The following is an 18,850-nucleotide window of genomic DNA, read 5'->3' as shown; positions in this document are numbered from 1 at the left end:
GTCAGGAGTGGTTGCAACCGCAAGCGGTCGTTGAAGATTGTTTGCCATCGGCCGGCGGCACCGGGTCGACGCCCCCTTCATTCCAGGGGTGGCAACGGCACAGGCGCTTGGCAGCCAGCAGGCTGCCCTTGGCCGTACCGTGCACGCGCAGCGCTTCCATCGCGTAATGCGAACAGCTCGGATAGAAACGGCAATTCTGTCCCAGCATGGGGCTGATCAGCAACTGATAAGCGCGCAGCAGGAACAGCAGCAGGGTTTTCATGGCGCGGATGGTGGTGGCGCAGCAACAGAACGGGCCTGGGCGGCGATTTGCGCCGCGAACAGGCGGCTCAATTCCTCACGCAGCTCGGCTTTGAGCCGGGTCGTGGTGGCCGGGCCATCCTTGCTGTTGACGGCGCGCGACAAACGCACCACGCAGTCGACCGGCGGCATCGCGCTGTTGCGAAACAGCTCGCGCGTGACGCGCTTGATCGTGTTGCGGGTCGCCGCGCGCGGCGCGAAACGCTTGGCCACAACGACGCCCAGCCGCGCATGCGGCAATTGATTGTGTCGGGTGTACAGCACAAAATGCGCTGTTTTTTGCGAAGGGCGCAAACGAAAAACGGATGAAAATTCATCCGTTTTAACGATACGCCGAACGCGCGCGAAGTCGTGTGAACCTTCGCGTTGATTGCCGACTGGAGTACAGCTAGCCACGCGATCAGCTGTCAACGACAAGCCTAGACGGCCAGACGTTTGCGGCCCTTTGCGCGACGTGCGTTGAGCACATCACGGCCACCACGGGTAGCCATACGAGCGCGGAAGCCGTGCGTACGCTTGCGGCGAACGACGGAAGGTTGGTAAGTACGTTTCATGTTGGTCTCGCTAAAAACAAAAAAAATGCAAAATCGGGTCTGACGTCCCGTCAGTTTTTGGTGCCAATGACAATCGCGCACTTATGCCAAGGCACAAGCTGGCCAATCTCATCGCCCGCTTAATCCACGCTTAGTCCATATTGTCGTTCCAAATGAATAAACACGGAATACGGGCGGGGAACCCTGAATTATTCAGCATATGCCCCCCTCTTGTCAAGGATTGCCGTGATCGCCTGGAAATTTGCGCGCCGCTCCCCATCTGCCGGCAAGGCCCCGCCACAGGCCGCGCCAGCACTGCCTGTGACGGGATAACCGGGGGATAAGTCGCCTCTTATGCACACGGCGCCCCACCCCGCCACACAAAAATAACAGCCGTGCCTGTGGATAACTTTCGCAGTCGGGAGTAGAATAGCGCGTTACGTGTGGCGAGCCCTCGCGCGACGCCGGCCTTGCAACACGGTGAACGCAGGGCAGAATCGATACGCCCTCCCACACCTTTTCACATAGACATACATGGATAATTTCTGGCAGGCCTGTTCCGCGCAGTTGGAACTGGAGCTGACACCGCAACAATTCAGTGCGTGGATCAAACCGCTTATCCCTCTCGATTACGAAGAGGGCAAGCTGCGCATTGCTGCGCCCAATCGCTTCAAGCTCGATTGGGTCAAGACCCAGTTCGCCAGCCGCATCACTGCCCTGGCCATTCAGTACTTCGAAGCGCCGACGGAAGTGCAGTTCGTGCTCGACCCGCGCCTGGCCCTGCCGAAGAAACCCGTCACCGCCAGCACCCCGGCCAGCGATCCGAATGGCGGCGCGCCCAGCGCGCGCGCCGCGGAGCCGCAGCCCAGCGTGCCGGAACTGAGCATTGGCGCCGCGCCGCGCCGCGAGCAGAGCCGCATCAACACCGACCTGACCTTCGACAGCTTCGTGACGGGTAAAGCCAACCAGCTGGCGCGCGCCGCCGCCATCCAGGTGGCGAACAATCCGGGCGTGTCGTACAACCCGCTGTTCTTCTACGGCGGCGTCGGCCTGGGTAAGACCCACTTGATCCACGCCATCGGCAACCAGGTGATGGCCGACAATCCGGGCGCGAAGATCCGCTACATCCACGCGGAACAGTACGTTCGCGACGTAGTGACCGCTTACCAGCGCAAGGGTTTCGACGACTTCAAGCATTACTATCACTCGCTCGACATGCTGCTGATCGATGATATCCAGTTCTTTGGCGGCAAGAGCCGCACGCAGGAAGAGTTTTTCTATGCGTTCGAGGCATTAATTGCCGCGAAGAAACAAATCATCATCACCTCGGATACCTATCCGAAGGAAATCACGGGCATGGACGACCGCTTGATCTCGCGCTTCGACTCGGGCCTGACGGTGGCCATCGAACCGCCGGAACTGGAAATGCGCGTGGCGATTCTGCTGAAAAAAGCCAAACAGGAAGGCGTGACCTTCTCTGACGACGTGGCCTTCTTTGTCGCCAAGCATTTGCGCTCGAACGTGCGCGAGCTGGAAGGCGCGCTGCGCAAAATTTTGGCGTATTCGCGTTTCCATGGCAAAGACATCACCATCGATATCGTCAAGGAAGCCCTGAAGGACTTGCTGTCGGTGCAGAACCGCCAGATTTCCGTGGAAAACATCCAGAAAACGGTGGCCGACTTCTTCAATATCAAGGTTGCCGACATGTATTCGAAGCGCCGCCCCGCGAATATCGCCCGGCCGCGCCAGATCGCCATGTACCTGGCCAAGGAATTGACACAGAAGAGCCTGCCAGAAATCGGCGAGCTGTTCGGCGGCCGCGACCACACCACGGTGCTGCATGCCGTGCGCAAGATCGCGCTGGACCGTACCAAGAACCCGGAATGCAACCACGAGTTGCATGTGCTGGAGCAAACGTTGAAGGGCTAAGCACGGCTTTGGCAAGACTGGCTCAAAACGTGCTTTACCCTTATTATCTGGGAGGGCACCGCAGCCGGTCTGTCGGGGCTTCCCATGGCAACAATTGTTAAATTAATACGTTAAACGTCGTACTGTTCAACCTATACATTGAGGATAAATATGCAATTGGTCAAAACCACCCGAGATACCCTTCTCCGGCCACTGCAGATCGTGAGCGGTATTGTCGAGCGTCGGCACACTATGCCGATTCTGGCCAATATCCTCATCCGCAAAGACGGTGAAAATGTCTCCTTCCTGTCGACCGACACCGAAGTGCAGATCACCACGCACGCGGAAATCGGTTCCGGCGCGGACGTCACCGGCACCACCGTGGCCGCGCGCAAGCTGCTGGACATCCTGCGCGCCCTGCCCGAATCGGGCGACGTCACGATGACCCTGCTGAACAAGCGCCTGACCGTGCAAACGGGCAAGTCGCGCTTCGCCCTGCAAACCCTGGCGGCGGAAGAGTTTCCAACCGTGCAACAGGCGGAAAGCTACAACGCGTCCGTCACCCTGCCCCAAAAAACGCTGAAGCACCTGTTCAACATGGTGCATTTTTCGATGGCGCAGCAAGACATCCGCTATTACCTGAACGGCTTGCTGCTGGTTCTGGATGGCAATAATGTCATCGCCGTGGCCACCGACGGCCACCGCCTGGCGTTTTGCCAGGTCGCCACCGAGCAGACGTTCGCGCGCCAGGAAGTGATTATTCCGCGCAAGACCATCATCGAGCTGCAGCGCCTGCTGGAAGAGAACGATGAGCCGGTGCAGCTGGACATCGCCGCCAACCAGGTGAAACTGACCTTTGCCGACATCGAGCTGATCTCGAAGCTGGTGGAAGGCAAGTTCCCCGACTACACGCGCGTGATTCCAAAAGGCTACAAAAACGACTTCACCATCGGCCGCGATGAACTGCTGCGCTCGCTGCAACGTGCCGCCATCATGACCAGCGACAAGTTCAAGGGCGTGCGCTGCATCATCACCCCGGGCAGCATGAAGATCAGCTCGACCAATGCGGACCAGGAAGAAGCCGTCGAAGAGCTGGAAATCGACTACGGCGGCGACTCCGTCGACATCGGCTTCAACGTGACGTATCTGCTGGACGTGCTGAACAACCTGAAATGCGAATACGTCAACATCGCGCTGGGCGATTCGAACTCGTCCGCCCTGATCTCCATCCCGGACAATGCCGACTTCAAGTATGTCGTCATGCCGATGCGCATCTAAAGACCACAGCAGTGACGTAGGTCGGATTAGCGCAGCGTAATCCGACATGCTGAATCGCCGTCTGTCGGGTTACGCCGTTCCGGCCAACCCGACAGACGGTCATCAGCCAGCAGCCCCGAATCAATCAGCAATCGTTATTTGAGAAAGCAGTCCATGTCCGAGAATCCACAAGACACCCCGATCCAGGCCAAAACGGAAGAATACGGCGCCGCCTCCATCCAGATCCTGGAAGGCCTGGAAGCCGTACGCAAACGCCCGGGCATGTACATTGGCGACACCTCGGACGGCACCGGCTTGCACCATCTGGTATTCGAAGTGCTGGACAACTCGATCGACGAATCGCTGGCCGGCCACTGCACGGAAATCCACGTCACCATCCACAGCGACAATTCGATCTCGATCACCGACAATGGCCGCGGCGTGCCGACCGGCCTGAAAATGGACGACAAGCACGATCCGAAGCGTTCGGCGGCGGAAATCGTCATGACCGAATTGCACGCGGGCGGCAAGTTCGACCAGAACTCGTACAAAGTCTCGGGCGGCTTGCATGGCGTGGGCGTGTCTTGCGTGAATGGCCTGTCGAAACTGCTGAAACTGACCATCCGCCGCGACGGCAAAGTGCATCACATGGAATTCGTGCGCGGCGTGCCGCAAGACCGCCAGATCGTCATGGTCGGCGACATCGCCACCTCGCCGATCAAGGTCATCGGCGACACGGACAAGCGCGGCACCGACGTGCATTTCTGGGCCGATGAAGAGATTTTCACGCACGTGGAATTCCACTACGAAATCCTGGCCAAGCGCATCCGCGAACTGTCCTTCCTGAACAATGGCGTCAACATCAAGTTGTCCGACCAGCGCACGGGCAAGGAAGAAATCTTCGCCTTCGAAGGCGGCACGCGCGGCTTCGTCGAGTACATCAACAAGGCCAAATCGGTCTTGCACCCGACCATTTTCCAAGCCACGGGCGAACGCCTGTCGGACCAGGGCACGAACATCTCGGTCGACGTGTCGATGCAGTGGAACGATGCCTACAACGAACAGGTGCTGTGCTTCACGAACAACATCCCGCAGCGCGACGGCGGTACCCACCTGACGGGCTTGCGCGCGGCCATGACGCGCGTGATCAACAAATACATCGATGAACACGAGTTCGCCAAGAAGGCGAAAGTGGAAATCAGCGGCGACGACATGCGCGAAGGCCTGACCTGCGTCTTGTCGGTGAAAGTGCCGGAACCGAAATTCTCGTCGCAGACGAAAGACAAGCTGGTGTCGAGCGAAGTGCGCGGTCCCGTCGAAGAGATCGTCGCCAAGACCCTGGCCGACTACCTGCAGGAAAAACCGAACGACGCCAAGATCATTTGCGGCAAGATCGTCGAAGCGGCGCGCGCGCGCGAAGCGGCACGCAAGGCCCGCGATCTGACGCGCCGCAAAGGTATCATGGACGGCCTGGGCCTGTCGGCCAAGCTGGCCGACTGCCAGGAAAAAGACCCCGCCCTGTGCGAACTGTACATCGTCGAGGGTGACTCGGCAGGTGGCTCGGCAAAACAAGGGCGCGACCGCAAGTTCCAGGCGATTCTGCCGCTGCGCGGTAAAGTCTTGAACGTGGAAAAAGCCCGGTTCGAGAAAATGCTGTCGTCGGAGCAGATCACCACCCTGATCGCCACACTCGGCACCTCGATCGGACCGGACGAATTCAACGTCGAGAAACTGCGCTACCACCGCATCATCATCATGACCGATGCGGACGTCGACGGCGCCCACATCCGTACCCTGCTGCTGACCCTGTTCTACCGCCAGATGCCGCAACTGGTCGAGCGCGGCCACATCTACATCGCGCAACCGCCGCTGTACAAGGTGAAAGCCGGCCGCGACGAGCGCTATCTGAAAGATGACGCCGAGGAAGCGAGCTACATGATGACGGTGGCGCTGAACACGGCCGTGCTGGTGCCGCGCACAGGCGCGGAAGGCATTTCCGGCGAAACCCTGACGGAACTGGTGCGCAAGTTCAACCTGTCGAACACCATCATGACCCGTCTGACGCGCGTCATCGACCGCGCCGCCCTGACAGCCATCATGACGGGCGTGCAGCTGGACCTGTCGACCCTGGACCTGGCGGAAACCTCCGCCCTGGCCCTGCAGACGGCCATCAACGACAACGCCGTGCGCGTGCATGTGCGTTCCGACGACTTGTCGGAAAAACACATGCTGCGCATCGAGCGCATGCACCACGGCAACGTGAAAGTCAGCGCCATCGACGCCGACTTCGTGCAAGGTCCCGACTACGCCGTACTGAGCAGCGGCGCCGCCACCTTCGAAGGCTTGATCGGCGAAGGCGCGTTTGTCCGCCGCGGCGAAGGCGAGCGCATCAAGGAAATCGCCGTGGCCGACTTCCACCAGGCCATGCAATGGCTACGCGACGAAGCCGAACGCACGGTTTCGAAACAGCGCTACAAAGGTCTGGGCGAAATGAACCCGGATCAGCTGTGGGAAACGACGATGGACCCGACCGTCCGCCGCCTGCTGAAAGTGCAGATCGAAGACGCCATTGCGGCAGATCAAATCTTCACGACTTTGATGGGCGACGACGTGGAACCACGCCGCGCCTTCATCGAAAACAACGCGCTGCGTGCGGGGAATATCGACGTGTAAGCCAGCGTCCCTGGTTTTCGTTGCAGCCAAGGCGGCCCTCTTCAGGGCCGCTTTTTTTTGCACGCAAGTATCCTGCCGCCAGATTGACATACTTGCCAAAAGCAAGCAATAATCTGCCATAAGCAAGTAAATGGGAGATAGCATATGCACGCGGATCAACTCGGCGAGCGCACGGAGATCGTGCGTCGTTTCAACCGTTTCTATACGCACCAGATTGGCGTGCTGCATGAACACTTGCTGGACAGCGCGTTTTCGCTGACGGAGGTGCGCATCCTGTATGAACTGGCGCATCGTGAGCAACTGACCAGCGCGGACCTGTGCCGCGAGCTGGGCTTGAATGCGGGCTATCTGAGCCGGGTCATTGCCGGGTTCGAAAAGCAGGGGCTGATCGCCAAGACGCGCTCGCCGACGGATGCGCGCGCGGCGCAATTGCAGCTGACCGAACAGGGGCAGCGCACCCTCGCGCCCCTGGTCGACGCCTCGCGGCGCGATGTGGCCGCCATGCTGGAACGCTTGCCGCCGACGGCGCAGCAGGAGCTGGTCGCTGCCATGGAGCAAATCCAGGGTTTGCTGGGGGAACCATCGCCCAGCTATCTCCTGCGCAATCCGCAGCCGGGCGACATGGGCTGGATCATCCACCGGCAAGCCGTGCTGTATGCGCAGGAATATGGCTGGAACAACGAGTACGAGGCGCTCGTCGCCGACATCCTCGCCAAGTTCGTGCGGGAATTCGACCCGGTCCGCGAGCGCTGCTGGATAGCAGAGAAGGACGGCAAGGTAATTGGTTCCGTCTTCATCGTGCGCCAGGACGACACAACGGCCAAGCTGCGCCTGCTGTATGTCGATCCCTGCGCGCGCGGCCTGGGCATCGGCAGCCGCCTGGTCGATGAATGCCTGCGCTTCAGCCGCCAGGCGGGCTATGCAAAAATGGTGTTATGGACCAACAGCATCCTCACCGATGCGCGCCGCATCTACGACAAGGCCGGCTTCCAGATGGTCGAGGAAGAGGCGCATCACAGCTTTGGCAAGGACTTGATCGGCCAGGTGCTGGCGCGCGACCTGTGACGACCCGCGCTGCCACCGCCATATGCCACTGTGTCGGCGGCAGGACAGTGTCAGCCGTTTTCCTCGGCACTCTCCCCACTGCCCTCAAGAAACCAGTACACTAGTTCCTGAGCGCAACTAATTTTGTGCGCGCGCCATGCCGCCTGCCGTTGCCGGGAGGCGTCCCTGCCGCAAGGCGTGTTGTCTGCCTGGACAAATGCAATGTTCACTTCGCGCAGCCTGTCTCCTGCCTTCTATTACCTGTTCTTTTCAGGAGAACGGGAGCAGCAGCAGCGCTTTTTCAAGGAACTGCATTTCATTTCGATAGCGATCCTGACGTTTGGCCTGGCTTGCTGGCTGGTCACGTTCAGCCTGACCTTGTCGCGCGCTTCGCTCGATCATGCGCAGGCGGCGCTGGGCGTGACGGGCATGGTGGTCGGGCTGGTGCTGACCAGGTATGCGAAGTCGCTGCAAGCGATCATCGTCAGCGGTACGATCAGCGTGCTGTTCATCGCTTTCAGCTTTCGCGTGCTGATGCTGGGTACGGACGATCCCGCTTTCTGGGTATTGCCGCTGGGCGTGATGATCACCCTGACGACGGCGCCCATCTTCAGCGGCATCGCGTATTACCTGGGCGTATCGCTGTGCGTGTGGGCCATCCTTGGGCTGGGGCAGTTTCCCGTGCATGCGGGCCAGGCTGACCAGCATTGGCCCGTGCTGGCCGTCACCATCAGCGTGATCATCGGCCTGGCGCTGAATATCTATTTTCTCGTCTTGCGCATCCATAACTACCGTTCCCAGCGCGAACTGGCGACCATGGCCTACAAGGATGGCTTGACCGGACTCAACAACCGGCGCATGTTCACGCAAAGCGCCCGCACCTTGCAGCGCACGGCGTGCACGCCTGCGTATTTCCTGATGATCGACATCGACGACTTCAAGCAGATCAACGATGTGTACGGCCATGACGTGGGCGACGAGGTGCTGAAAAAGATCGCCGAGGTCATCGGTGGGCTAGCGGGCGAGCACCTGTGCGGACGCCTGGGCGGCGAGGAGTTTGCCGTCATTTACCTGGGCGAAAAGAACGCGGCCTGCGCCTTTGCCGCGCAACTGGTCGATGCCGTCGAAGCGGCCTTTGTGCCGGAACGCAAGGTGTCCGTCAGCATCGGCATCGCGGAACTGATCAAGGAAACGGACTTGTCGCACAGCTACCGGCGCGCCGATGAATCCTTGTACCAGGCCAAGAAAAACGGCAAGAACCGCTACGTGCTCAACGCCGCCTAGGCATTGGCGTCCTGCTTGGCATCGAGCAGCGCCAGCAAGGCTTGCGGGGAAATCTTCCACGGGTCACGCTGCTCGGGATCTACCTCGTACCAGCTGTCCTGGGCCCCGATCTTGAGGATCGTCAAGGGGATGTCCTTGCTCTCAAAGAACGCCAGCATGCGGCGGATCAAACGGCTCACCTTGGCGTGGTCATCCAGAAACAAGGGACAGGTATAAAAACAGCCCGTCTCTCCCATACGCAACAGTTTGGCCGAGCCGACGCGCGAGCGGCCCAGATATTTGTGCAGGAACTCGGTCACTGCCGCATCGTCGACAGGGATACTGCAGGAAATAGTAATCTGGGCCATGGCAACGGGAACAGTGATTCAATAACCAAGCTTAGCAGAAAGAGATTTATTCCTGAAATGCTAAGATCGCTGCCCGCGCATGCCGGCAAGCCGTCCGGCATGGCGTCTCGACAAGGATTGCCATTGAACACCCCAGGAAACATCACTTTTCGCATGCTGTCGCTGTGCGCCGCCCTGTGCCTGCCGCTGTCCAGCATGGCGCAAGCCATTCCTGCCGAGGATGCCACCTTCGTGGCCGCCACCGTGCCTGTCCCATCGCCGCCGCTGCGCCTGAGCGCGCATCCCGAGATCCGCGCCGACGTCTTGAAACTGCTCGGCTATGCACGCGGCAGCTATACGCAGGGCGATACCCTGATCGCGCGCCAGGTGCTCGACAGCATGCATTCACTCGATGACATCACGCGCACCATGCTGCCCGACGGGCGCTCGGTGCTGGCCTCCATCGATGCCAGCACGCACGGTGCATGGCGCGCCGCCATGCTGTTCGATCCGCAACGCAAGCTGTTGGCGCTGGGCCTTGTCAACGGCCATTGCCAGGCCGCCATCGGCGACGCCGCGCCCGCCTGCCTGCCATCCACGCATGCCGTGCTGACGCTGTTCCTGCCGCCCGGCGCGGAGGACGAGATGGCCGCGCCGCTGCTGGTCTGGGCGCGGCAGTTGCCGACTATGCTGGCACAGGCTGCGCCGGAACAGCGGCAAAGCATTGCTGTGGTGGAATACATCACGACCCGCCCCGGCCAGCCCGGCTGGGAACAGCCCGACGTGCCGCCCGGCTTTCCCGCAAGCTTGCTACACCTGCTGCTGCCGAATGCGGAACTCAACAGCAGTTCCAGCGGCGGCAAACTCATCGCGCCGGCGGGCCTGGCGGGTTTGCCCATGCGCACACCCACGGAAGCGGCCGAGGCCGGCGACGAGCCCATGCCCGATGCCAGCATCACCCTGCGCAGCTATGCCGATTTCCACTGGGTGCTCAACACCTATGCCAAACTGGCCAAGGGCGCGCAAGTGAAGGGGCATGACGAGAAGGTCGTGTTCACGGGCAGCGATACGAGCGGCCGCTACACGGTGACCTTGCGCGAGCCGGACAAGGAAAACGGCGTCTTCATTACCGTAGCCTTCTGGCGAACAAAATAAGCGGAGGCACACAGGGAAAACATTGCTATTCCGCACAAGGGCATGGCATTTTGGCATTTTGCGGTATGATTTCCGGCCGTGCGGCGCGGCCCGATCCCTGCCTTGCCCACCCTGCCCTTCAAGCCAGCCACGCTTGCGTAGCATCCTGCCCTAAGGAATTCATATGTTCGGTTTTAACTTGCGCGTCGCCAAGATGGTGTGGACGGCTTTTCTCGTCGCTTTTTTGTTATTCATCACGTACAAGGTGTCGTCGACCCTGATCGTGGTGGTGTTCGCGGTGTTCTTCAGCTACCTCGTGTATCCGCTGATCGGGCTGCTGGAGCGGTATGGGCCGAAGCGCCTGCCGCGCACGGCCAGTATCGGCATCGTCTTCCTGGTGGTGATCTTGCTGGTGGCGGTGCTGGGGTCGATCTTCGGGGCGCGGATCGAGGAAGAGGCGATCAAGCTCAGCGATCAATTGCCGACCTTGCTCAAGGGGAATAATTTTGCCGAGCGCATTCCTCTGCCGGAATTCATGGAACCGTTGCGCGCGCGCCTGCTGTCGTTCATGCAGACACAGCTGAGCAGCGGGACGGGACAAGCCATGCCGCTGGCGAAAGAACTGGGCTTGACCGTCATGCATGCGGCCAGCAACCTGATCTATCTGGTGCTGGTGCCCGTGCTGAGCTTTTTGCTGATCAAGGAAGGGCCGGACATGCGCGACGGCTTGCTCTCCTTGCTGAACCGCCCGAACAAGAAACTCTGGGGCGCCATCATCGATGACCTCGACATCTTGCTGTCGCGCTATGTGCGCGCCCTGCTGCTGTTGTCGATCGCCACTTTTGTGTCCTACAGCATCGCCTTTTCCCTGATGGGTGTGCCGTACAGCCTGCTGCTGGCCGGCGCGGCCGCCTTGCTGGAATTCATCCCGTTTGCCGGCCCGCTGGCGGCGGCCGTCATCGCCGTGGTCGTGGCCGGTTTCAGCGGCTTCGAGCACGTGTTCTGGCTGATCGGCTTTATTGCCGCCTACCGTTTGTTCCAGGATTACGTGGTCAACCCATACTTGATGAGCGAAGGCGTGGAAGTAAGCCCGCTGATGGTGATCGTCGGCTTGCTGGCCGGCGACCAGCTGGGTGGCGTGGTGGGCATCTTCCTGTCCGTGCCCGTGATGGCGGCCATCAAGATCGTCTTTGTGCGTGCCAGGGCGGCCTTGCAGGCGCGCCATGATGCGCATGAGAAAGCGGAACAGGCGGCGGAAGAAGCGCGCGCCCAGGCCTTGGCCGAGGCGGCGCGCTTGCAGGAACAGGGCAGCAAGGCCACCCTGCCAGCGCAGTAACTTAGAACTCTTCCCACTCGCCGCTGTTATCGGCAGCAGGCTTGGCCGGACGCGGTTTTGCCGCAGCGGCAGCAGCCGGTGCAGCAGCGGCGCGGGCCGGCGCCAGGCGCAGCGCCGGGCGTTTCAAGCCCGTGCTAGCGGCGGCCACGACAGGCTTGCGCAAGGCAGGCTTGGCCGCTGCCGGACCGCTATGATTGGCGTCGAGTTTAAAAATGCTGACCATCTCGGCCAGCGCGGCCGCCTGCTCCTGCATGGATTCCGAAGCGGCTGCCGCTTCTTCCACCAGCGCCGCATTCTGTTGCGTCACGGTATCCATTTCCGCCACGGCTTGATTGATCTGGCCGATGCCCAGTTCCTGCTCGCGGCCGGCAGCGCTGATTTCGCCCATGATGTCCGTCACGCGGCGGATGCTGGCCACGATCTCGTCCATCGTCGTGCCCGTCTGGCTGACCAGTTCGCTACCGGCGCCCACGTTCTGTACCGACGCTTCGATCAGCATCTTGATGTCCTTGGCGGCGCTGGCCGAGCGGTGCGCCAGGTTGCGCACTTCCGTGGCGACGACGGCAAAGCCACGGCCCTGTTCGCCGGCACGCGCCGCTTCCACGGCCGCATTCAAGGCCAGGATGTTGGTCTGGAAGGCGATGCCATCGATCACACCGATAATGTCGGCAATCTTTTTCGACGATTCGCTGATGGTGCCCATGGTATCGACCACTTGCGCCACCAGCGCGCCACCCTTGACGGCCACGTCCGATGCGGACACGGCCAGCTGGTTTGCCTGGCGCGCATTGTCGGAATTCTGCTTGACGGTCGAGGTCAACTCTTCCAGCGAGGAAGCTGTTTCTTCCAGGCTCGACGCTTGCTGCTCCGTGCGGCTCGACAGATCCAGGTTGCCCGAAGCGATTTCATTGCTGGCCGTGGCGATGGCGCCGCTGCCGTCGCGCACGCCGCGCACGGTGTTCGACAGGCGTTCCTGCATTTTCTGCAAGCCCGTCAGCAAGGCGCCCATCTCGTCGTTGCGCGTGATGACGATGTCGTTGGCCAGGTTGCCGTCGGAAATGGCGCCGAAATGGCGCAGGGCCTGGTTCAGCGGGCCGAAGATGGCGCGCAGCAGCAAGATGCTGGAAATAATCGTCAGCAAGGCGCCGACGATCATACCGCCGATGGCCATGGCCACCTGGGTGCGGTAACTGGACTGGCTGGTCGCATACATCGCGGCGGCCGACGTGGCCTGGTATTGCGTCAATGTTTCGGCGGCTTGGTCCAGGGTGCGGTACAGCGGCGTCAGCCCCGTCATCATCAAACCGTCCGCTTGAGCGACGTTGCCTTCACGCAAAGCCTTGCTCATGACCAGCAAGCCGTTGCTCATGTAATCGCTGCGTTTCTTGTCCATGTCGTCGGACAGGCGCTTTTCGTCCGTGCTTTGCGGCAAGGCGAGGTACACCTTCCAGGACTTGTTGGAGGCTTCCATGAATTGTTCCGCACGGGCCAGGGTATCCTTGGCGTCGGCCGCTTCGGGGTGCACCATTACGCGATCCATCGTGAAGCGGGCGCGGCCCAGGGAAATCTGCGACTCGCCGATGGCTTGCGTCGATGCCAGCTGATTGCTGTAGACCTCGTTGAGGCTGTTGTTGGCCGATTTCAGGCTGATGATACTCATCGCGCCCAAGACAGCGATCAGCAAGCCCAGCACACTCATGGTGGCGATCAGGCGCATTTTTATTGTTATGTTCGACAGCATGCAGTTTCCTTGGTAAGGGCGCAACCTTGCCTGCGCATGCCGGACGAGATAGCGGCAAACGCCAATGGGGCGGGTCACGTGAATTGTTCAGGACAGGTCGATACGGCGTGTGCGGCGGCAGGGGGGAAGGCGGCCCGCGCATATCGTCAGGAGTGCAATACAGGGCAACGAGGTCGAGGTTTCCTGTACTTTTAATTTCCTGACTGCAAGATACAGGGAAAGTTTACTAGTAGCAACATCCACTATTGATTTTCACGCTTTGTAACAAGCGGATGATGTTTTTTGCGCAGAACTGGCATTCCGCTGCCGTGCAAGGTCGCGTGGGAATGCCATTTATGCTAGCTAACAAGTTAATACATGGTTTCTTCGATGAGCTGGCCATCGTCGCGGAAATACTGGAACCGGCCCGTTTTCATGCCCATGTTGTAGGCGCCTATCCGCTTTGGTTTGCCGTTCTGGAAATTCTCGATATTGACGCCATGCAGCACGCCCTTGTGCCAGCTACGGTGAAATTGCGGCACTTCGCCATCGGGATAAAACAGGGTTTCCTCCCCATCGCGCTTGCCGTTGGCAAACGCACCCTGGTAACGCCGCTTGCCATCCGGATAAAAACTCTCCATCGGGCCATCGAGCTCGCCAAAGCGGTAATGTTCGACCAGTTCCAGCTGGCCACCGGCCGCATATTGTTCCAGCTTGCCTTCCGGTTCGCCATCGCGCATGGTCAGCACTTGCCAGCCGCCATCCGGCGTCGCCTTCTTCCAAGGCCCCTGCTTGATGTCATCAACATACAGACCGCCACCGCCCGGCTCGATCCACTGGCCCTGCTTCTTGCCATTCACATAGTTGCCCTGCCAATGCACCAGCGTACCGATACGGCGCTCGCTGGGGCCGTCCAGCCTGTCTTTGACGTAGGTATCGAAACCCTCGTAATTGCCCTTGCCCTCGTCGCGCCATTCGTCCACGCCCGGGCTCACTTCCCAGCGGCCCGTGCGCTGGCCCCGCTGCATCATGCCCGTTGTCGTTTCCTCGCCGCTTTCATACGTCCACGGCCCTTCGGCCTTGTCGTCGACAAACGCGCCAACCGAGCGGATGGTGAGCGGCTCTTCATAGTGCCACTGCCCAGTGCGCTTGCCTTGCGCATACCGGCCACGGGCATATACGTTGCCCGTGCAGCAATTCACGTCGTATTCGATGAGCAGCCCATCCTGGCAGGCGGCAAAGCGCTGCGGCTGCGTTTCCCAGGTGATCCATTTGACGTGATAGCTGGGCGCGCGCCCGCCTTCCCAGCCCTTGCCCAGCAGATAGGTGACCGTGAGGAAATGGCCCTCCTTTTCCTGGAAAGTTTTTTTATAGGCAAATGCCGGGGCGTCCGCCGGCTTGCCGGGCAATAACTCGCCATCGATATTGAAATAGCCGACCAGGGTGCCGTGGCCATGCTCGATGGCGTCGAACTCGGCCACGCCCGTGGGTGCGTACGCGATGCTGTAGTCGATCAGCTGCAAGCGGGCCAGCGCAGCGCGCACCCGCGCCTCGTCCATGGTTTTCGCGCCGCGCACGATGGCGTCCAGGGTGGGCTGCAGGGTGGCCACCTTGAACATCCTGCCGCCGCTGCGCTCGTAGCGGTAGGCATGCAAGCCAAAGAGCTTATCGCTGCTGCGGCTGAGCACGAACGTGGTTTCACCTTCGCTGTCGAGGTCAAGCTGGAACACGGCCGCGATGCTGGCCTTGCCATACTTGTCCAGGTTCATGCGCTTCTCGCTATCCCCATTGCACTGGCAATAGTAGCCGTTGACTTCGCCATTTTCCCGCAGGAAGGCCAACACCACGCCGCCATCGCGGCGCTCGACAACGCTGGCGGTGGCCATCGCTTGACCCTCGTAGAACCGGACCGCCGCCCGCACAGGCGCCAAGGTACCCAGCGCCAGCAGCGCCGCCATCGTGCTGATCCAAAATGTTTGCCGCATGCCAACTCCACTGCCTGAAAACCGCCATTATGCATGGCCATTCAGGCAAGACCGGACACGCCAGGACGCTGGCGCCACAGGGGCCGCTGCACCGTCTGCGCCAGCAGCACGCCCAGCAGCGAGATGCCGCCGCCGACCAGGTGGTACACATGCATGCTTTCGTGCAGCCAGACGATGGCCAGCAAGGCCGTCAGCAGGGGCAGCAGGTTGACGTAAATGCTGCAGCGGTTCGGCCCCAGCAGTTTTACCCCTTCAATCCACAGGTAGGACAGCACGATGGACGAGCCGATGCCGGCATAGCCGATCAGCGGCAAGGTCGTAGCGTCCAGCCTGGCGCTGCCGGCCGGCAGCAGCAGGAACAGCGGCAGCATGCACGCCAGGGCTGCCAAGGCCTGGCAATAAATGGCTTGCCAGGCGGGAATGGACAAACGCCAGCGGCGCAGCAGCACGCCATACAGGGCAAAACTCAGGCAAGCCAGCAGCATCAGCGCATCGCCCGCATGCACGCCTTGATGCAGCAAGGCCAGCACGTCGCCGCGCCCCACCAGGTACAGCAAGCCGCCAAACGACAGCACGCCGCCGGCCGCCATGCCGACTGTCAATCGCTCGCCCAGCAGCAGCACGCTGAGCAAGGCCGTCATCAGCGGCGCCAGCGCCGTGACGATGGCCATATTCGTCGCCGTCGTCGATTCGGCGGCGCGGTAGGACAGGCTCTGGAACAGCGCCATCGACATCACGCCGCACAGGGCCAGCTGCCACCACTGACGACAGATGGCGGCGCGGTTGCGCCACAGGGGGCGGGCGATAAACGGCGTCATCACCAGCAAGACCAGCACCAGGCGGTAAAAAGTGATGGCGGTGGGGGCGATGCTGGACGCCGCCAGCTTCGAGACGACGACGTTGCCGGCCCACAGCAGCATGGCCAGAAATGGATACAGATAGGCGCGCACAGGCATGCGAAGCTCCAGGAATAGTTGCGGGAAACCATCATGCCGCAGGCGCGCCGCGCCTTCTCGCGCTAAAATGTCTGGACCTATCGCAAAACTGACATCATTTTCATGGATTGCACCTCCCCCGCCTTTCAGGAATTACTGCCCGTCACGGCGCGCGCCATGGCGCTGGCCGTCGACTATGCGCATGGCCACGTGATTTCCGTGCACCGCCACACGCATGCACAATTGCTGTATGCCATCGAGGGCGTGATGACCATCGAGGCCCAAGGCGGGCGCTGGGTGGTGCCGCCCACGCGCGGCGTGTGGCTGCAGCCCGGCATCGCGCACCAGGTACGCATGAGCGGCGCGGTGAAAATGCGCACCGTCTTCATCGACTGCGCCAGCTCACCACTGCTGCCGCGCCACAGCTGCGTGCTCGACATCAGCCCCCTGCTGCGGCAATTGATCGTGGCGGCCGTCGACATCGCGCCCGATTTCACGGAGGGCAGCCGCGACTGGCATCTGCTGCAATTGCTGTTGCACGAGCTCGACAGCCTGCCCGTGCTGCCCCTGTATCTGCCGCTGCCTGCCGATGCGCGCCTGCGCGGCATCTGCGCTCGGCTGATGGCGCAGCCGGGCGAACAGCAGACGGTGGCGCACTGGGCGCAGGAACTGGCGATCACCGAGCGCAGCCTGCACCGCTTGTTCCAGAAACAGACAGGCATGCGCTTTGGCCAGTGGCGCCAGCAGGCGCGATTGCTGCGGGCGCTGGAACAATTGGCGCACGGCAGCAAAGTCATCGACGTGGCCATGGACAATGGCTACACGAGCCAGAGTGCGTTCACGGCCATGTTCAGGAAGCATTTCGGCACCACGCCCAGCGCGTTTTACCAGGCAAAAGTCATCGCTGCGTAAAAAAAATGCTGCTATGCATCAATAATCATGGGCGATAGCCGCCGCTCTTGTTATCATCGCAAGCCTTATCGCACCGCGCCCATCCTGGCAGCGGTGTTGACCTCAATCACATCACCATGACACAGAATTTTTTCCAGACATTTATCCTGCTCTTGCTCGTCACCGATCCGTTCGGCAACGTTTCCCTGTTCGTCAATGCCCTGAAACGGGTGCCCATCGAGCGGCGCTGGAAAGTCGTGGTGCGCGAATGCCTGATCGCCTTCGGCATCTTGCTGCTGTTTATGTTCTTCGGCCGCCATTTCCTGAACGCCTTGCAATTGTCGGAAGTGGCGCTGCGCATCGGCGGCGGCGTGATCCTGTTCCTGATCGCCATGCGCATGGTCTTTCCGCAGCCCAACGCCGGCAATAGCGACCACGAGATGGGCGGCGAACCGTTCATCGTGCCGCTGGCCATCCCCGCGCTGGCCGGCCCGTCGGCGCTGGCGACCGTGCTGCTGTTTTCCTCGCATGAAATGAACGAAGTCATTGCCCACGTGGCGGGGCTGACGGCCGTGGCCGCCGTCTGGCTGGCCGTCTTCCTGTGCGCCGAACGCTTGCAGCGGGCCCTGGGTCCAAGAGTCATGACGGCGTTTGAACGCCTGATGGGCTTGATCCTGACGGCGATGGCCATTGAAATGCTGCTGGCCGGCATACGTGCGTTTTTGAAATCCGTCTGATATAGAACATTCATCACCATGAGCCGTTGCGCCCACCTTTGCCTGATGGCCGATTACAACCAGTGGATGAATGCCAAGGTGTACGCGGCGGCGGCCAGCCTGCCACCCGGCGAGCTGCAGCGCGAGCGGGGCGCCTTCTTCGGCTCCCTGCTGGCCACCCTGAACCACGTGATGGTGGGCGACACGCTGTGGCTGCAGCGCTATGCGAAGCACCCGGCCGGCTTTCCCCTGCTCGACCCCATCCGCGCCATCACCCCGCCCGCCTCGCTCACACACCCGCTGTTCGCGGCCGACGATTTTGCCGCCATGCACGCGCACCGGCAATGGCTGGACCAGCTCATCATCGACTGGACCGCCTCGATCACGGAAGCCGACCTCGACCATTTGCTCGACTACCGCAACAGCAAGGGCCCGAACCGGCGCGGGTTTTTCAGCCTGCTCATGCATTTCTTCAACCACCAGACGCACCACCGGGGCCAGGCCAGCACCCTGCTGTCGCAAGCGGGCGTGGACATCGGCGACACGGATCTCCTGTGTCGCATCCCCAACCATATTGCCGACTGACGACGGGCGGTAGCGCCACGCCTTGAACAAGATCAAGGCCAGCGCAAGAAAGACAATGGGATGCGGCAGAGTCATGGCATTTCCTTTGCCGCATACACGGCTTGCCACAGTTCCGTCACAATGACGAACGAGGGAACCGTGTCTCTCGCACGCTGCCGGCGCCTCCCGGGAGAGATCGAAGCGGCCGAGCAGGAATTAGCCAGCAGCAAGAGTGCGCCCCGAG

17 protein-coding genes are annotated in these 18,850 nt (G+C 61.1%); 10 read left to right on the top strand and 7 right to left on the bottom strand.

The genetic code is table 11. From position 1 onward, the window contains the following. Nucleotide 1: 1 nt before the first annotated feature. Genes yidD through rpmH form a run of 3 tightly spaced genes read right to left on the bottom strand, consistent with a single transcriptional unit; the run spans nt 2 to nt 854 of the window. Nucleotides 2-262, bottom strand: coding sequence for a membrane protein insertion efficiency factor YidD (gene yidD / locus CSQ91_RS27645; protein WP_034754335.1), 261 nt, complete (start codon nt 260-262; stop codon nt 2-4). Then, nucleotides 259-711 (bottom strand): ribonuclease P protein component, encoded by a 453-nt coding sequence (gene rnpA, locus CSQ91_RS27640; RefSeq protein WP_080753306.1) that lies wholly within the window; start codon nt 709-711, stop codon nt 259-261. Before rnpA ends, yidD begins: the two co-directional genes overlap by 4 nt. Before the next feature lie 8 nt (nt 712-719). Next, a complete protein-coding gene (rpmH, locus tag CSQ91_RS27635; RefSeq protein WP_010401996.1) occupies nt 720-854 on the bottom strand; it encodes a 50S ribosomal protein L34 in 135 nt (44 codons plus the stop codon). 513 nt (nt 855-1,367) lie between these two features. On the opposite strand from rpmH, the gene dnaA reads away from it, so the two are divergent. The 5 genes from dnaA to CSQ91_RS27610 all read left to right on the top strand — a co-directional run bounded on the left by dnaA (nt 1,368) and on the right by CSQ91_RS27610 (nt 8,999). Then, nucleotides 1,368-2,762: a chromosomal replication initiator protein DnaA gene (gene dnaA / locus CSQ91_RS27630; RefSeq protein WP_034781304.1), complete on the top strand. Its 1,395-nt coding sequence runs from the start codon at nt 1,368-1,370 to the stop codon at nt 2,760-2,762. Nucleotides 2,763-2,912: 150 nt separating this feature from the next. Beyond that, complete coding sequence (gene dnaN, locus CSQ91_RS27625) at nt 2,913-4,019, top strand: DNA polymerase III subunit beta (protein WP_034754341.1); 1,107 nt, start codon at nt 2,913-2,915, stop codon at nt 4,017-4,019. A gap of 153 nt (nt 4,020-4,172) precedes the next feature. Next, nucleotides 4,173-6,671 carry a DNA topoisomerase (ATP-hydrolyzing) subunit B gene (gyrB, locus tag CSQ91_RS27620; RefSeq protein ID WP_099390188.1) on the top strand — a complete coding sequence of 833 codons (2,499 nt, stop codon included), beginning with the start codon at nt 4,173-4,175 and terminating at the stop codon, nt 6,669-6,671. Between the two features lie 144 nt (nt 6,672-6,815). Continuing rightward, nucleotides 6,816-7,736 carry a bifunctional helix-turn-helix transcriptional regulator/GNAT family N-acetyltransferase gene (locus CSQ91_RS27615; RefSeq protein ID WP_099390187.1) on the top strand — a complete coding sequence of 307 codons (921 nt, stop codon included), beginning with the start codon at nt 6,816-6,818 and terminating at the stop codon, nt 7,734-7,736. Nucleotides 7,737-7,937: 201 nt separating this feature from the next. Continuing rightward, nucleotides 7,938-8,999: a GGDEF domain-containing protein gene (locus CSQ91_RS27610; protein WP_099390186.1), complete on the top strand. Its 1,062-nt coding sequence runs from the start codon at nt 7,938-7,940 to the stop codon at nt 8,997-8,999. On the opposite strand, the gene CSQ91_RS27605 is transcribed toward CSQ91_RS27610, so the two are convergent. Beyond that, nucleotides 8,996-9,346, bottom strand: a complete 351-nt coding sequence (locus CSQ91_RS27605; RefSeq protein WP_070280105.1) for a hypothetical protein — start codon at nt 9,344-9,346, stop codon at nt 8,996-8,998. The genes CSQ91_RS27610 and CSQ91_RS27605 overlap by 4 nt on opposite strands. A gap of 123 nt (nt 9,347-9,469) precedes the next feature. On the opposite strand from CSQ91_RS27605, the gene CSQ91_RS27600 reads away from it, so the two are divergent. Together CSQ91_RS27600 and CSQ91_RS27595 are read left to right on the top strand one after the other, a co-directional pair. Continuing rightward, nucleotides 9,470-10,480: a hypothetical protein gene (locus CSQ91_RS27600; protein ID WP_143451109.1), complete on the top strand. Its 1,011-nt coding sequence runs from the start codon at nt 9,470-9,472 to the stop codon at nt 10,478-10,480. Between the two features lie 163 nt (nt 10,481-10,643). After that, the gene (locus CSQ91_RS27595) at nt 10,644-11,795 is read left to right on the top strand and encodes an AI-2E family transporter (protein ID WP_070280107.1); all 1,152 of its coding nucleotides are present in this window, start codon (nt 10,644-10,646) and stop codon (nt 11,793-11,795) included. Between the two features lies 1 nt (nt 11,796). Here the strand turns inward: CSQ91_RS27595 and CSQ91_RS27590 are convergent, their stop codons facing one another. The 3 genes from CSQ91_RS27590 to CSQ91_RS27580 all read right to left on the bottom strand — a co-directional run bounded on the left by CSQ91_RS27590 (nt 11,797) and on the right by CSQ91_RS27580 (nt 16,456). Beyond that, a complete protein-coding gene (locus tag CSQ91_RS27590) occupies nt 11,797-13,536 on the bottom strand; it encodes a methyl-accepting chemotaxis protein (RefSeq protein WP_099390184.1) in 1,740 nt (579 codons plus the stop codon). A gap of 350 nt (nt 13,537-13,886) precedes the next feature. After that, nucleotides 13,887-15,500, bottom strand: a complete 1,614-nt coding sequence (locus tag CSQ91_RS27585; RefSeq protein ID WP_099390183.1) for a toxin-antitoxin system YwqK family antitoxin — start codon at nt 15,498-15,500, stop codon at nt 13,887-13,889. Nucleotides 15,501-15,541: 41 nt separating this feature from the next. After that, nucleotides 15,542-16,456, bottom strand: coding sequence for a DMT family transporter (locus tag CSQ91_RS27580; RefSeq protein ID WP_099390182.1), 915 nt, complete (start codon nt 16,454-16,456; stop codon nt 15,542-15,544). A 102-nt stretch (nt 16,457-16,558) separates the two neighbouring features. On the opposite strand from CSQ91_RS27580, the gene CSQ91_RS27575 reads away from it, so the two are divergent. The 3 genes from CSQ91_RS27575 to CSQ91_RS27565 all read left to right on the top strand — a co-directional run bounded on the left by CSQ91_RS27575 (nt 16,559) and on the right by CSQ91_RS27565 (nt 18,627). After that, nucleotides 16,559-17,347, top strand: coding sequence for an AraC family transcriptional regulator (locus CSQ91_RS27575; protein ID WP_099390181.1), 789 nt, complete (start codon nt 16,559-16,561; stop codon nt 17,345-17,347). 116 nt (nt 17,348-17,463) lie between these two features. Beyond that, nucleotides 17,464-18,063: a MarC family protein gene (locus CSQ91_RS27570; protein ID WP_070280111.1), complete on the top strand. Its 600-nt coding sequence runs from the start codon at nt 17,464-17,466 to the stop codon at nt 18,061-18,063. An 18-nt stretch (nt 18,064-18,081) separates the two neighbouring features. Further along, entirely contained in the window at nt 18,082-18,627 is a 546-nt protein-coding gene (locus tag CSQ91_RS27565; RefSeq protein ID WP_099390180.1) for a DinB family protein, read from the top strand. Nucleotides 18,628-18,850: the final 223 nt, after the last annotated feature.

It is taken from the genome of Janthinobacterium sp. BJB301, assembly GCF_002735685.1.
Lineage (GTDB): Bacteria > Pseudomonadota > Gammaproteobacteria > Burkholderiales > Burkholderiaceae_D > Janthinobacterium > Janthinobacterium lividum.
This window is presented reverse-complemented; position numbering and strand designations above follow the sequence as displayed.